Genomic DNA, 13028 nt, shown 5'->3' with positions numbered 1-13028 from the left:
CAAGATGGGAGGTTAGCATGTTCTGGAGAGTGAGCCTTATCGCAGTCTTGGCGGTATTCGCCTCGGTGGCGCATGCCGAACAGGGAGTGACCGATACCGAAATCCTTCTCGGCGAAGTCGAGCCCCTGAGCGGGCCGCCGGCCCTGCTTGGAGTCGCCTACAATGTCGGTACCAAGGTGGCCATCGCCGAAGCCAATGCGGCCGGTGGTGTCAACGGGCGCAAACTGAGGCTGATCGCCGAGGACGACGGCTATGTCGCGGCCAGGGCGGTGCAGGCGTTCCGTAAGCTGGTGGAGGTCGACAAGGTCTTCGCCCTGACCTCGCTATCCGCATCCCACGGAGTCGCCGCGCTGCCGGTGGTGGAGAAGAGTGGCATCCCCACGATGGCTTCGATCGCCCCGGTCAACGCCTTGTATTCGCCGCCGCGCAAGAACGTGTTCGTGATCGGGCAGTCCTACGAGGAAGGGACGGCCGGACTGGTGACCTATCTTGCCGCCAAATATCCCGGCAAGAAATGGGGCGTGATTACCCAGGACGATGATTATGGCATGACGGTCAAGGCGGGTTTCGCCGCCGCTGCCAAGAGAAACAACATCAATGTCGTTTATGATGCCGAATACAAGAAAGGGCAGCAGGATTTCTCATCTGAGATGCTTGCCCTTCGCTCCGCCGGGGTCGAGGTGTTCCTCATGGGCGGTATCATCTCCGAAAACGGGGCGATGATGCGTGAGCTGGAGAAGCTCAAGGCCAAACCGGTCGTCGGAATAATGTGGCCGGGCCGGCTGGAGGCGACTCTCAAGCTGATGGGGCCGCAGAGCGACGGGACCTACGCGGTGGACTACGTGGTGGCCGACCAGAGCCAGGCGGTCAAGGCGTTCCTGGAGCGTGCCAAAAGCCTGCTCAGCGAGGCGGAAGTCAAGGCCGTCAACCGCTACAGCCTGGTCGGATATGCCAGCGGCCGCGTGCTGATCGAAGCCATGCGGCGGTGCGGCAAGGATCTGACCTGGGCCTGTGCCATCAAGGAATTGGAAAGCACCAAGGGAGCCGAGACCGGAGTGATGGGACCGGTGACGTTTGGTCCTGGCGTCCGCTTCTCGGCCCAAGGATTGAGAATCATGGAGGCGGATTTCGCATCCCTCAAGTTCAGGCCTGTTCCCTGAGTCTGACGGCGTGCTGCGGCCCCGGATCATTCTGGGGCCGCCAGTCGCCACAGGGCGGCGAGGGCGAATCCATCGAATAATGAAATTGTATTAGTTTAAATATTTAGCGGACATTGCGTGTAATGGAGACTGTTATGAAGCGAGCAACAGACTATGGTTATGAACTGAAATCGGTCTACACGCCCGATGACATCAAGGGATTCGACTACCAGGCGCATCTGGGAGATCCCGGCGTGTATCCCTATGCCCGGGGATATCACGCGCAGGGCTACCGCAGCCGGACCTGGACTCAAAGAATGACGGCGGGTCTCGGGTGGTCGACCGACGCCAATAAAGTGCTGAAGAAGTATCGGGAGATGGGCCAAACCGGCGGCATCTGCGTCATCAGCGACCGTGTCTTCTCGCATTGCATCGACTCCGATCACCCGCTCGGCCGGAAGGAAGCCGGCGTCCTGGGATGGTCGGGATGCTCCCTCCTCGAATTCGAGGAACTGATGGAGGACATCCCGCTGACCGGTCAGTCCATCACGCTGCTGGGGTCCAGCGCGCCCTCCGTCATGCGCCTGGCCTATGTGGTGGCCTTGGCCGAAAAGCGGGGATTGGACGTGACCCAGATTCATGGCAGCGTCATCGAATCGCCGTTCGAGAATTATTTCGGGCAGACCGACGTCCAGCCGTTCGACCTGAACCTGAAGCTGTTCCTTGACGCCTCGGAATACGTCATCCGCAACAAGATCCGCATGCGGGCCGCGATCATCAGCCAGCACTTCCAGGAATCCGGCGGCAACAACGCCCAGGCCCTTGCCCTGGAACTGGCGACGCTCAAGGAATTGTGCGGTATGCTGGTCAACGAGCGGGGCCTGGATTTCGACGATGTCGCCAATCTGCCCTACGAACTCGTCACGGTCGGCACCCGGTTCTTCGAAGAGATCGCCAAGATGCGGGCGCTCCGCAGGATGTGGGCGAAAATGGCCAAGGAAGAGTTCAAGGCCAAGAAGGACAAGTCGTGCCAGTTGCTGATTGCGGTCCATACCTCGGGCCGGACCATGACCTATCAGCAGCCCCTCAACAACATCGTGCGCTGCGCCATCCAGACCCTGGCGGGGGCGATCGGCGGCTGCACCGCCATGGACAACGCCACCCTGGACAACGCCCATGCCGAGCCCTCGGCGCTGGCCGCCCGTATGTCTCTGAACACCCAGCACATCGTCGCGGTGGAAACCGGTGCGGTCGATGTGGTCGACCCTCTCGCCGGGTCGTATTTCGTGGAGCACCTCACCAATAAGGTCGAGGAAGAGGCATACAAAATTCTGGCGAAGATCGACGAGATGGGGGGGACGATCGCCGCCCTGAAGGCTGGATATATCCAGAAAATGCTGAGCGATGAAGCCAGTTTCAAATTCGCCGAAATCGACAGGAAGGAGCGGCTAGTGGTTGGCGTCAATCACTTGGCTATTCCGCCGGAAGAGGATTACGAGATTCCGATTCAAGAGCTCCATGCCGGCGAGTCCGAGGCCATCGGGCAGCGGATGGCGGAATGGAAGAAGACGCGGGATATTCCTGCGGTGACCGACGCCCTGCGGAAGCTTTATGCCGACGCCAAAAAGGGGGATCGGTTCAACCTGATGCCGTCGATTATCGATGCAGTGAAAGTCTACGCGACCTCGGGAGAGGTCATCGGCGTGATCAGAATGGGACGCGGGTTGAGCTACGACCCGTTCAACGTGATCGACTGCCAGTTTTCGCTCAACTGACGGCGGGGAGGGAGAAGCACTATGACAAAGGAAACTCGCGTCAAGGCGATCGTCACCATGATTGGCTTGGACGGACACACGACAGGGGGCGAGGTCGTCGCCCGGATTCTGCGGGATGCCGGTATCGAGGTGGTATATCTGGGGGTCAATCAGACCCCGGAGATGATCGTTCAGGCCGCCATCCAGGAAGACGTGGATATCATCGGCGTCAGTTCCCACGCGTCGAATTATTCGCAGATCGAGGAATTGGTTGATCTGCTGCGGAAAAAGGACGCGGATGACATCCCTGTCGTCTGCGGAGGTAATATTCCCCGGGTACAGGCCCAGAAACTGAAGGCGAAGGGGATTGCCGAGGTGTTTCCTCCCGGAGCCTCGAGCGATGAGATCGTTGGCTTCATCGTCTCCCAGGCACGAGGGAATCGGGCCGTATCGGCAACTCCCGCAGCTTGAGGCAAGGAAGTGGTTTCCAGGGTGGCAGCGACCCCGAAAATATCCGACGACACCGACGAGGTTGCCCAGGCTTTGGCCTCGGGGGATATCCGCACCTGCGCTCGACTGATAACCAGAATCGAGCGCGGCGATACCCAGTTGGTGCCGCTTTTGCAGCGGCTCTACCGGATGGGGGGGCAAGGGCGCACCGTGGGCATCACGGGGCCACCCGGAGCGGGCAAGAGCACCTTGGTCAATCAGCTGGTGAAGGTGTGGCGTCGTCGTGGCCTGAGTGTGGCGGTCCTCGCCGTTGATCCATCCAGTCCGTTCTCGGGCGGAGCGGTGCTTGGCGATCGCTTCCGCATGGTCGAACATGGCTGCGACGAGGGCGTCTTTATCCGTTCCATGGCCTCACGGGGCCAGCTGGGGGGCTTGGCCAAGGCCGCCGGTGACGCGCTTACGGCCCTGTGCGCCATGCCATGGGATATCGTCCTCATTGAAACGGTTGGTGTCGGCCAGAATGAAACCGACATCATGCGCCATGCCGAGGTAGTCGTTCTGTTGCAAACCCCCATGGGGGGCGACGACATGCAGGCGGCCAAGGCGGGGGTGCTGGAGATTGCCGATATCTTCGTCGTCAACAAGAGCGACCATCCCCAGGCGGATCAGACCGTCAGGCAACTTAGCGAGATGGTCACTCTGGGCCAATGCCTGCACCCGGATCGGAGTTGGGTGCCGCCGGTGATGAAAGTTCAGGCGAATTGTGGCGACGGAGTGGTCGATCTGGTCGATCAGATCGAACGCCGCTTCGCCCATTTGACAGCAAATCCAGAAATCGCCAAAAGATTTCAGGGCGAGCGCCTCAAACACCGGGTCGGCGAGATACTTCAGGATATGCTGCGGCAGAGAATGCGGTCGAACGACGACGGTTGGCTCAATGGTATGATTGCCCCTGTCGTCGCGCGCCAAAGCGATCCCTATGAACTTGCCGCAAGCCTGTTGGCTCGTATATAAGGCGCCCATCGATCTCGTGCGCAGCGGGAACAATCGCTCGATGAATGATCGCTGTTTATGTCGGTGATACCGTCCTATAAGGATCTCTTTGCAAGTGGCACGGCCCAGATCAAAAGATTTTCCGGAGATTAAGCGCACAATTCTCATGCGTGCTGCCGAGGTATTTGCAAAGATTGGCTATGCTACAAGCACTATTGGGGATATTACCGATGCGACAGAGCTTTCGCGTGGAGCTCTGTATCACTACTTTCCATCAAAAGAAGCTCTTCTTTATGAAATAATCGGTGATCAGCTCGCGGTTTTTCTTAATATACTCAATGAGGCATTGCGATCGGGCCAGGCTCCCGTAGAAAAATTGAGAATGGTTACAGCGGCGATCGTCCAATGCAATGTCAACTCCCGAAATGAGCAGGTTGTCGTCCTCAACGAGGTCAACAGACTTTCCGACGCCGACCGCGAGCGCCTGAAGGGGTTGGAAAGGCAAATATTTCACAAGATTGCCGACTTGATCACAATGTTGGATGTGGACGGTCGAGTGACGGACCGGAATAAGAGCGTTTACGCCATGATGTATTTGGGAATTGTTAATTATACTTTTGCCTGGTATCACCCCGATGGCCCGGTGAAGCCGGCCGAGTATGCGGAACTGGTGGCCACGCTGTTTCTTCGCGGCCTGCAGGGCTGAGGGACTGAGAGAGGGGCCTCGAGAGAAGCGGGCTGCCAGTTTAACCCAGGGTTAACTCACCGATATTGCTGCAACCAGCCATATAGGCCTGCATTTTGGAGCGCCAGTCCGCCGGAATCTTTATGGCTTGATCCTGGGCAAAGTCGATGATGCAGGAGACGTATTTGGCCCTGAAATAGATGGTGCCCCGGTCATCCTCGCCTTCCAGCCTGAAACTGATACTGGTATCTCCTAGTTTATTGATGCGGAGGGTGACAGCCATTTCCAGGCCCGGCGGCATCGGTTTCAGATAGTCGCAGGAGGCGTGAACGGTGGGTGAGCCCCGTTTATCGCGGATCATCGTCATCCAATCCACCTTGATGATCTCGGCGTACCAGCGTTCGATTGTCTGGGTGCAGTAATCGAACACTCTCGGGGTGTAGAGGATGCCCGCAGGATCGCAATCTCCCCAACTGACCCGCAACTTTAACGCATAGACACTCATCATTAACCTCAAATTGGTATGCCAGCACTGGCTATCGACCAAGACTTCGGCGACAACTAAGTAAAATTAGATTCTCATGGTTGTCCGGTTCTTCGCTTATCTGGTGTGAGGCAAGGCGCTCTATTTCTGATTTGACGGCCTTGATATGGCAAATTTGCCTTTGCATGCCGTCCCCTCAACCGTATGCATTGGAACCAACCTCTTGCCGCCGTGAACGGCATCGACGAGGCGGGTGTTGGCGTTCTCGGTCGGAGCACGCATAGCGGTCCTGCATCCCTTGCGAAGGAGTGATCTGTTTCGATATAATAAGATACCTTATCATAAGGGTAGATCTTATGTCATCTGATCGCCGCCCGACTCTCGGTTTTCTGCTCCACGATACCGCCCGCCTGTTGCGCAAGCGGTTCGAGCAGCGGGCCCGCCATCTCGGCCTGACTCGGTCGCAATGGCAGGCCATGGCCTATCTCGCTTCCAACGAGGGCATCCACCAGGGCGGCCTGGCCGAACTGCTCGACATCGAGCCCATTACCCTGGTGCCTCTGCTGGACAGGCTGGAGGCCCGCGGGCTGATCGCGCGCCGCCCCCATCCCACCGACCGGCGGTCCAAGCTGCTGTTTCTCACCGAGGCGGCCCATCCCCTGCTCGCCGCCATGCGGGTGATCGGCGAGGCGACCCGCGCCGAAGCCCTGGAGAGCCTGCCGCCCCCCGAGCGCGAGGCGCTGCTTCGGGCCCTGACCACCATGAAGGCCAATCTGCTCGAGGCGTGCGACCGCCCCGTTCCGGCCGAGGGAGCATCCGACCATGGCTGACGTTACCCGGCTCAAGACTGACGAGGAGCGTGGCGATACCCCGTCCGGGGCGGCCGAGGCTCCGCCGGCCCCGGACGGCGACGGCCCGGCCCGACCGGTGCGGCGCTTGCCGATGCGGCCGATCCTGTTCGCGCTGTTGCCGCTCGCCCTGATGGCCGGCGGTTACGGCTACACTATGGGCGGACAGACCATGTCCACCGACAACGCCTATGTGCAGGCCGATATGGTCGGCGTCGCTACCGATGTCTCCGGCATGGTCAAGGAGATCGACGTGCGGGAAAACCAGGAGGTCGGCCCCGGCGACGTGCTGTTCCGCCTCGACGACCTGCCCTACCGGCTGGCCCTGGAGCGGGCCGAGGCGCAGATCGGCATCGTGCGCAACGAACTGGCCGCCTTGCAGAACAGCTGGCGCGACATGCAGACGCAGATCCAGCAGGCGCACTCCGACATCGCCTTCCAGAGCACCGATCTCCAGCGCAAGCAGCAGCTGCTCAGCAGCAGCTACGTCCCGCGGGCGGCCTATGATCTGTCGCAGCACAACGTCCAGACCGCCCAGTTCCGGCTGGCCTCGCTCACCCAGCAGCTGGCGGCGATCGTCGCCACGCTTAACGGCAATCCCGACGCCCCGGTGGAGCAGCATCCCCGCTACAAGGACGCGGTGGCGGCCCGCGACGAGATCGCCCGTCAGCTCGCCCATTCGGTGGTCCGCGCCCCCATGGCCGGGGTGGTGACCAAGGTGTCGGCGCTTCAGGTCGGACAGTACCTGCCGGCCGCCACGCCGGCGTTCAGCCTGGTGGCCACCGACCATGTGTGGATCGAGGCCTCGCCCAAGGAGACCGAGTTGACCTATGTCCGTCCCGGCCAGGCCGTCTCGGTGTCGGTGGACACCTATCCCGGACTCGTCTGGACCGGCCGCCTCGACAGCATCAGTCCGGTGTCCGGGTCCAGCCTGTCCCTGCTGCCGGCCCAGAATACCACCGGCAATTGGGTGAAGGTGGTCCAGCGCATCCCGATCCGCATCCGCATCGACACGCCGGCCGGCAAGCCGCCGCTGCGGGGCGGCATGAGCGTCACCGTCGACGTGGAGACCGGCCATGCCCGCGGCCTGCCGGAATTCATCTCCCGCCTGTTCGACGGGGGCGCGACCGGCCATGGCTGAGGCCGGCATGCGGGTGCCGGCCGCCGGGCGCGCCATGATCACCGCCAGCCTCATCCTCGCCGTGATCATGCAGGCGCTGGACACCACCATCGCCAATGTGGCGCTGCCCTACATCCAGGGCAGCGTCGCGGCCAGCGCCGACCAGATCAACTGGGTCCTGACCTCCTATATCGTGGCGGCGGCGATCATGACGCCGCCCTCGGGCTATCTCGCCAACCGGTTCGGGCGCAAGCGCGTCCTGATGACCACCGTCGTCGGCTTCGTCCTGGCCTCGGTGCTGTGCGGCATGGCCCAATCCCTGGTCCAGATCGTCGGCTTCCGCCTGGTGCAGGGCTTGTTCGGCGCCGCCCTGGTGCCGCTGGCCCAATCGATCCTGCTCGACATCTACCCCCCCGAGGAACGGGGCTCGGCCATGGCGCTGTTCGGCGTCTCGGTGATGGTCGGCCCGGTGCTCGGCCCGGTGATCGGCGGCTGGCTCACCGACCATGCCAGCTGGCGCTGGGTGTTCTACATCAACGTGCCCATCGGCGCGCTGGCCCTGGCCGGCGTCTCGGCCTCGGTCCCGGAAAGCCGGCCCGATACGGCGACGAGACTGGACTGGCTTGGTTTTGGCCTCCTCAGCCTCGCCATCGCGGCGCTCCAGCTGTTCCTCGATCGCGGCGAGCAGCTCGACTGGCTGTCTTCGGGCGAGATCCAAATCGAGGCGCTGGTGATGGCTTCGGCGTTTTATCTCTTTCTGGTCCATACCTTCAGCAGCCGGACCTCCTTCGTCAATCCGCGCCTGTTTCTCGACCGTAATTTCACGGTGGGCATGTTGTTCATCTTCGTCGTCGGCGTCACCTATCTGGCGTCACTGGCGCTGATGACTCCCTATCTTCAGACCCTGATGGGCTATCCGGTGGTGACGGCGGGGATCGTGATGGGACCGCGCGGTCTCGGCACCATGGCCTGCATGTTCCTGGTCGGCCGGCTGATCGGCCGGGTGGATACCCGCTGGCTGCTGCTGACGGGGCTGGCCATCACCGCCTGGGGGATGTACGAGATGTCGGGCTGGACGCCGGACATCTCGCAATGGACCATCATCCGCGTCGGCTTCATCCAGGGTGCCGGCTTGGGCTTCCTCTTCGTTCCCCTGACCACCACGACCTTCGCCACCCTGGCGCCGGAGATGCGCGGCGACGGCACCGGCCTTTACAATCTCTCGCGCAATATCGGTTCCGCCGTCGGCATTTCCATCGTCATGGCGTTGCTGGTGCGCAACACCCAGATCAACCACGCCGAGATCGCCGCGTCGGTGACGCCCTACAACCGCATGCTCTCGATCCCCGGCATCGCCCAGGCACTCAGCCCGTCCAGCGCCGCCGGCCGGGCGGCGCTGGACGGCATCATCACCCAGCAGGCCACCATCATCAGCTACATGGACGATTTCAAGCTGCTGATGGTCCTGTCGCTGCTGGTCATGCCGCTGGTGCTGGTGCTGCGCAAGCCGCAGGGGCCGGCCGGAACCGATCACGGCGCGGTGATGGAGTGACGCGAAAGCCGGCGTGATGTCCTCTTCGGATCGGTTCCGGCCGCGCCGTGACGTTGTCACCCTACGTCGATCCTTTCCGGATGTTGGACCAAGCGGAAGGCTGTCATAAAGTGCCCCCTACCGCTTTTGCCGCCGCCACAGTCGGGGGGACGGGGTATTTCCTCTTCCCCCTCCTGATCGTGCTTTTGCTCCCGTGAGGCGTTAGGCGGAGGGCGGCATGACGACATTCCAGCCAGTCCAAGCTGATGGTATCAGGGAAATTTTCCGTATCCGTGACGATAATTGTTTACGCATGCAAGCTGGGCGAGCATGGGCACAGTGTTATTTTTCCCCCAGGGGGACATCATGGTGCTTGAATGTCTGGCGAGTTTGGCGATGGCCTCCCTGGCGCTGCGCGGCGGAGATTGGGGCGGATACCTCGAGCGTATTATCGATGTCGATTCCTGCGATGATCAGGAATGCCCCGGACGGCATATCTGCCGCCTGGCGGTCGATGTGGTTAAGGCGGATTATCAGGCCTCCCGTTTTCTCCAGAGGCGGCACTGATCAGCGAGGGCCAGGAATAGTGAAGCTGAAAACTGCTCCGTGCGGCTCGGCATCATCGACCGTGATGGCACCGCCGTGAAGTTCCACCAGCCCCAGGCAGATCGACAACCCCAGCCCCAGGGCGCCGGAAACCTCGCGGGTTGCCAGATCCTGACGGAATTCGTCGAAGACGCAGGGCTTGAATGCGTCGGCGATGCCCGGGCCGTTATCGGCCACCGAGCACAGGATACCGTCTTCCTCACTCGCGACGGACACATGAATGTGGCCCCCCTGAATCGACGACCTCATCCTTCCATCCCACCAAGGTCGGTTAAGCCAGTTGTCCAGCATGGTGGAAATGGCCCGCACCGGACAAGACCGCGTTACTCCAGATCTCTCCCAATCCGGGGGATATGCGCAGGTTTTATCTGCCGCCGGAATGAAATCGGCCTGGGCAAGGCCGTTGTTTGACGGCCCCGATCTCCTCGGCTTTCTGTTTCTCGACGCGACGGTGTTGAACTATTTCAACCCCAATGTCGTCGCCGACCTGCAAGTGTTCGCCGACCTGACCCGATTGATCATAATTCAGAATCTGACCGCAACGAAATTTCTACGATCCGTTGTCAAGGTCAGTCGCGAGTTCAGCCGCTATCGCGACGAAGAAACCGGCATGCATCTGGAGCGCATGTCTCATTACGCCCAGGAGATTGCGCGAGGTCTTGCTCCACGCTTCAGCCTTTCCGACGAATATGTGGCGTTCGTCCACCTTTTCGCGCCCCTGCACGATATCGGGAAGGTCGCCATTCCCGACCACATTCTCTTGAAGCCGGGTAAATACGAGCCGGAAGAGTTCTTGATCATGAAGAACCATAGCCGTCTCGGTGCAGAGATGATTGATCGGATGGCCGAGACGCGGCAGGTACCGAAATGGGTGTGCCATTGCTCGATCACCGTGGTCAGCGCCGCCGCCACATAGTCACCGCGAGTGGCGGCGACCGTGGCGACGGGATGGTGGTCGAACTCTCGCAGTTCGGGGCGCTCGACCCCGGCATCCAGGGTGCTGCGGATGGCGTGCCGGGTCGTCTCGCCGGCCATGGTGAGGTTGTTGCTGTGGTGAACCGCCGCCGTGTTGGGCACCTCGATATTGAGCGATTTGCCCAGCAAGCGCACCTTGAGCATGGGCTGGGTCAGCACCTGACAGAGCAATTCGCCGCCGAGGCCGGTTTCGCAATTTTCGGTGGAGATCAACGGATCACCGGCGATCAGGGCAGCGCCCAGACGCCTTTCCATTTCCTCCTCGGTCTTGCCCTGGGCGACGACTGCGGCGGGGCGGCCGGAGACGATCATGCTGCGGGCCTCGGCACCATGGCCTGCATGTTCCTGGTAGCCCCGGCGGTAGGCGCCTTCTGTGGTCAAAGATAGTCTTGCCGGAATCGAGATGGTGTGGTGCCGGTGGTCTTACGAAAGGCGTCGGTAAAATGACTGTGGCTGGCGAATCCAAGGCTGAGGGCGATCTCGGTGATCGATCGGCCACCATTCAGCAGCATTTCCTTGGCTCGCAGGATACGCCGTTCGTTCACGTATCGCCAGGGCGGTTGGCCAAAGCTTGCCTTGAACGCCTTGCCGAAGTGGTGGGGGCTGAGGCCGGCTTGGGTCGCCAGATCGGCGAGGCTCAGTTCATCTTCCAGATGGTCGTCGATGTAATCCATGATCCGGCGCCGGCGCGATGCCCCCAGGCCGCCGTTCATCCACGAGCGGATGGGCCGCCCGTCGCTATAGCGTCTGAACAAATGCAGTGCGAGCATTGCGCCGGCATGGTCGAGGAGCAGTCCGCTGCATGAGGTGATGTCGTTCAAGCCGTTGCGAAGAGTGGCGATTATTTCCCGGGCGGCGCGATCCTGGATCGCCGCCTGGGCTCGAAGATTGGGTAGCCGGCCATCGAACGCCTCCCCCACGGCCTTTTGGAGAAAGGCTGTGGTCATCGCCACGGTAACGGCTCCCGGCGTTTCCCGCCAGTCGAGGAAGACCGGTTGGTCGGAGGGCTGGATATGGAAGAGCCCGGCGGTAACCGCGTGCCGCATTGGCCGCTCGCCCGGTAACCGCCAGCCAAGCTCGAAAGGTGCGGTTTCATGCATGACCACGGTCAATTGTGCCGCGCCCATCCAGGAGCCGCTATTGGGCTGGAAGTTGTAACGGCTGATGCAAAAGCCGTTCCGCGCCAGCCGTGTCTCGGCTACGGCCACGGAACGCCTGTCATCCGTAGTGTAATCGATCAGCACGGCCTTTTGCATAGCTTTCCCCTCCCATCGATTGATTGAATTGGCTTTCTTGTCGCGGCTAGGTTGCCATAAGAAAAAGGAGGGATGCTGTAATAAGGGTGTGAGAATTTCGTGCGCGCCGTGACAAATCCGTGATCGAAATGGACTCATCGCGCCCGGGGATTATTCCCAGAGAGCGTTGCTGCGGCGCCGACTGGTGAAGCCGGAGGATTATCGCGACTTTTTGATAATCATCGCTTTTCTCTAGAAGCGATGAAATCAGTGGCAATCGATAGTAATCGATAGCTCCGGCATTTTTCATGACCGGGTCTCGATGAGAGGAGGGATTCCCCTATGCCCGAGGAATGGTTCGCCACATCCGGCGCGAGTCCAGGAGCCGACTGGCGCGATCCCACACGATACGAATTACTGCGCAAGGCGGATCGGGCCGGTTGGGCTTGGCAATGGCTTCGACGCAATCCCACCTTTGCCGCCACTGCCCTGCCGGTATCCCAATTTCGCGGGCAAACGAGTCTCCGCGTCATCACCTTGTCCGCCCCCTTTCCTGGTATTCCCTGGGGGATCCTTTTTCGCCGGGGAGGGGGAAAACCCGGCCATATTCTGGGACGCCCCGATCAATCCCCTGGTGCTGACCGTCACCGCCGAGCCGGTATCTCCCGGTACCGGGGATGCCTTCGATATCCATGACTTCCCGGCACTGACCACGGTTCTGCGGATGGCTAACGGTGGGGAACATCTGCTGTTCAGCGACGGCATCCGCCATCTTCAACTCCACCTGACCACCGGCAGCGTGCTGGAGGGGCCGGTCCGCTTCCATTACGCTTTGCGGGGATTCCATCAAGCGGAGCCAGGTCTGGTCACCCTGCGGCGATTGTGTCAGCTCTGGCGGCTGGGCCGGCTGCCGCGCCAGCTCTATGCGGCCGAGCCGGTGGCCGAGCGCTGGCTGCTGGCGTTGCGGGCTCATGACGGAATGGCAGCGGGGGCCAGCCGGCGCGAGATCGCCGCGGCCCTGTTCGGCGAACGGGCCGTCCGGGAGGATTGGGCGGGGCGCTCCGATTACCTCCGCCTGCGGGTCCAGCGCCTGCTGCGTATCGCCAGCCGGCTGGTGAGCGGCGGCTACCGCGACATCCTGAAGCGGAGGTGGACGGCACGGGAGGCGTGAGAGGAAGAGGGCGGCCGGTCCGGCGGTGACGGGATTG

The 13028-nt window shown here is 61.4% G+C and carries 15 protein-coding genes; 12 read left to right on the top strand and 3 right to left on the bottom strand.

Features of this window, described 5'->3' with window-relative positions:
- Nucleotides 1-17 precede the first annotated feature (17 nt).
- From CP958_RS06100 to CP958_RS06080, 5 genes are all read left to right on the top strand, one after another.
- Nucleotides 18-1160 carry an ABC transporter substrate-binding protein gene (locus tag CP958_RS06100; protein WP_096701096.1) on the top strand — a complete coding sequence of 381 codons (1143 nt, stop codon included), beginning with the start codon at nucleotides 18-20 and terminating at the stop codon, nucleotides 1158-1160.
- A gap of 134 nt (nucleotides 1161-1294) precedes the next feature.
- The gene (locus tag CP958_RS06095) at nucleotides 1295-2914 is read left to right on the top strand and encodes a methylmalonyl-CoA mutase family protein (protein ID WP_170958853.1); all 1620 of its coding nucleotides are present in this window, start codon (nucleotides 1295-1297) and stop codon (nucleotides 2912-2914) included.
- A 21-nt stretch (nucleotides 2915-2935) separates the two neighbouring features.
- Nucleotides 2936-3364 (top strand): cobalamin-dependent protein, encoded by a 429-nt coding sequence (locus CP958_RS06090; RefSeq protein WP_096701094.1) that lies wholly within the window; start codon nucleotides 2936-2938, stop codon nucleotides 3362-3364.
- Between the two features lie 21 nt (nucleotides 3365-3385).
- Nucleotides 3386-4357 carry a methylmalonyl Co-A mutase-associated GTPase MeaB gene (gene meaB, locus CP958_RS06085; RefSeq protein WP_197706361.1) on the top strand — a complete coding sequence of 324 codons (972 nt, stop codon included), beginning with the start codon at nucleotides 3386-3388 and terminating at the stop codon, nucleotides 4355-4357.
- A gap of 94 nt (nucleotides 4358-4451) precedes the next feature.
- Nucleotides 4452-5042 carry a TetR/AcrR family transcriptional regulator gene (locus tag CP958_RS06080; protein ID WP_141400439.1) on the top strand — a complete coding sequence of 197 codons (591 nt, stop codon included), beginning with the start codon at nucleotides 4452-4454 and terminating at the stop codon, nucleotides 5040-5042.
- Between the two features lie 40 nt (nucleotides 5043-5082).
- On the opposite strand, the gene CP958_RS06075 is transcribed toward CP958_RS06080, so the two are convergent.
- A complete protein-coding gene (locus CP958_RS06075; protein ID WP_141400438.1) occupies nucleotides 5083-5529 on the bottom strand; it encodes an acyl-CoA thioesterase in 447 nt (148 codons plus the stop codon).
- Nucleotides 5530-5861: 332 nt separating this feature from the next.
- Here CP958_RS06075 and CP958_RS06070 point away from each other — a divergent pair, with 332 nt between their 5' ends.
- The 4 genes from CP958_RS06070 (at nucleotide 5862) to CP958_RS06055 (ending at nucleotide 9571) form a co-directional block, all read left to right on the top strand.
- Nucleotides 5862-6335, top strand: a complete 474-nt coding sequence (locus CP958_RS06070; protein WP_096701091.1) for a MarR family transcriptional regulator — start codon at nucleotides 5862-5864, stop codon at nucleotides 6333-6335.
- On the top strand, nucleotides 6328-7494 hold the full coding sequence (locus CP958_RS06065) for an HlyD family secretion protein (RefSeq protein ID WP_242442773.1): 1167 nt from the start codon (nucleotides 6328-6330) through the stop codon (nucleotides 7492-7494). Before CP958_RS06070 ends, CP958_RS06065 begins: the two co-directional genes overlap by 8 nt.
- Nucleotides 7487-9025 carry a DHA2 family efflux MFS transporter permease subunit gene (locus CP958_RS06060; protein WP_096701090.1) on the top strand — a complete coding sequence of 513 codons (1539 nt, stop codon included), beginning with the start codon at nucleotides 7487-7489 and terminating at the stop codon, nucleotides 9023-9025. The genes CP958_RS06065 and CP958_RS06060 overlap by 8 nt, the downstream gene beginning before the upstream one ends.
- Before the next feature lie 345 nt (nucleotides 9026-9370).
- Nucleotides 9371-9571 (top strand): hypothetical protein, encoded by a 201-nt coding sequence (locus tag CP958_RS06055; RefSeq protein WP_141400437.1) that lies wholly within the window; start codon nucleotides 9371-9373, stop codon nucleotides 9569-9571.
- Here CP958_RS06055 and CP958_RS06050 read toward each other — a convergent pair whose 3' ends face one another.
- Complete coding sequence (locus CP958_RS06050) at nucleotides 9572-9859, bottom strand: ATP-binding protein (RefSeq protein WP_242442772.1); 288 nt, start codon at nucleotides 9857-9859, stop codon at nucleotides 9572-9574.
- A gap of 49 nt (nucleotides 9860-9908) precedes the next feature.
- Between CP958_RS06050 and CP958_RS06045 the strand changes: the two genes are divergently transcribed.
- Together CP958_RS06045 and CP958_RS06040 are read left to right on the top strand one after the other, a co-directional pair.
- Nucleotides 9909-10526: an HD domain-containing protein gene (locus tag CP958_RS06045; RefSeq protein WP_170958852.1), complete on the top strand. Its 618-nt coding sequence runs from the start codon at nucleotides 9909-9911 to the stop codon at nucleotides 10524-10526.
- 32 nt (nucleotides 10527-10558) lie between these two features.
- A complete protein-coding gene (locus CP958_RS06040; RefSeq protein ID WP_096701086.1) occupies nucleotides 10559-10972 on the top strand; it encodes a hypothetical protein in 414 nt (137 codons plus the stop codon).
- Here CP958_RS06040 and CP958_RS06035 read toward each other — a convergent pair.
- Nucleotides 10963-11841 carry an AraC family transcriptional regulator gene (locus tag CP958_RS06035; RefSeq protein WP_170958851.1) on the bottom strand — a complete coding sequence of 293 codons (879 nt, stop codon included), beginning with the start codon at nucleotides 11839-11841 and terminating at the stop codon, nucleotides 10963-10965. The genes CP958_RS06040 and CP958_RS06035 overlap by 10 nt on opposite strands.
- Nucleotides 11842-12454: 613 nt before the next feature.
- Here CP958_RS06035 and CP958_RS26275 point away from each other — a divergent pair.
- Nucleotides 12455-12991, top strand: a complete 537-nt coding sequence (locus tag CP958_RS26275; RefSeq protein WP_170958850.1) for a DUF2285 domain-containing protein — start codon at nucleotides 12455-12457, stop codon at nucleotides 12989-12991.
- The last annotated feature ends 37 nt before the right edge of the window (nucleotides 12992-13028 follow it).

Origin of the sequence: Magnetospirillum sp. 15-1, assembly GCF_900184795.1 — a bacterium.
Classification (GTDB): domain Bacteria; phylum Pseudomonadota; class Alphaproteobacteria; order Rhodospirillales; family Magnetospirillaceae; genus Phaeospirillum.
Note: the sequence above shows the minus strand (reverse complement) of the source record. Positions and strands in the feature narration are given on the sequence as shown.

Coding starts and splice junctions, on each gene's coding strand:
- CP958_RS06100 (WP_096701096.1), top strand. CDS start 18: ATGTTCTGGAGAGTGAGCCTTATCGCAGTCTTGGCGGTATTCGCCTCG.
- CP958_RS06095 (WP_170958853.1), top strand. CDS start 1,295: ATGAAGCGAGCAACAGACTATGGTTATGAACTGAAATCGGTCTACACG.
- CP958_RS06090 (WP_096701094.1), top strand. CDS start 2,936: ATGACAAAGGAAACTCGCGTCAAGGCGATCGTCACCATGATTGGCTTG.
- CP958_RS06075 (WP_141400438.1), bottom strand. CDS start 5,529: ATGATGAGTGTCTATGCGTTAAAGTTGCGGGTCAGTTGGGGAGATTGC.
- CP958_RS06070 (WP_096701091.1), top strand. CDS start 5,862: ATGTCATCTGATCGCCGCCCGACTCTCGGTTTTCTGCTCCACGATACC.
- CP958_RS06065 (WP_242442773.1), top strand. CDS start 6,328: ATGGCTGACGTTACCCGGCTCAAGACTGACGAGGAGCGTGGCGATACC.
- CP958_RS06060 (WP_096701090.1), top strand. CDS start 7,487: ATGGCTGAGGCCGGCATGCGGGTGCCGGCCGCCGGGCGCGCCATGATC.
- CP958_RS06055 (WP_141400437.1), top strand. CDS start 9,371: ATGGTGCTTGAATGTCTGGCGAGTTTGGCGATGGCCTCCCTGGCGCTG.
- CP958_RS06050 (WP_242442772.1), bottom strand. CDS start 9,859: ATGAGGTCGTCGATTCAGGGGGGCCACATTCATGTGTCCGTCGCGAGT.
- CP958_RS06045 (WP_170958852.1), top strand. CDS start 9,909: ATGGCCCGCACCGGACAAGACCGCGTTACTCCAGATCTCTCCCAATCC.
- CP958_RS06040 (WP_096701086.1), top strand. CDS start 10,559: ATGGTGGTCGAACTCTCGCAGTTCGGGGCGCTCGACCCCGGCATCCAG.
- CP958_RS06035 (WP_170958851.1), bottom strand. CDS start 11,841: ATGCAAAAGGCCGTGCTGATCGATTACACTACGGATGACAGGCGTTCC.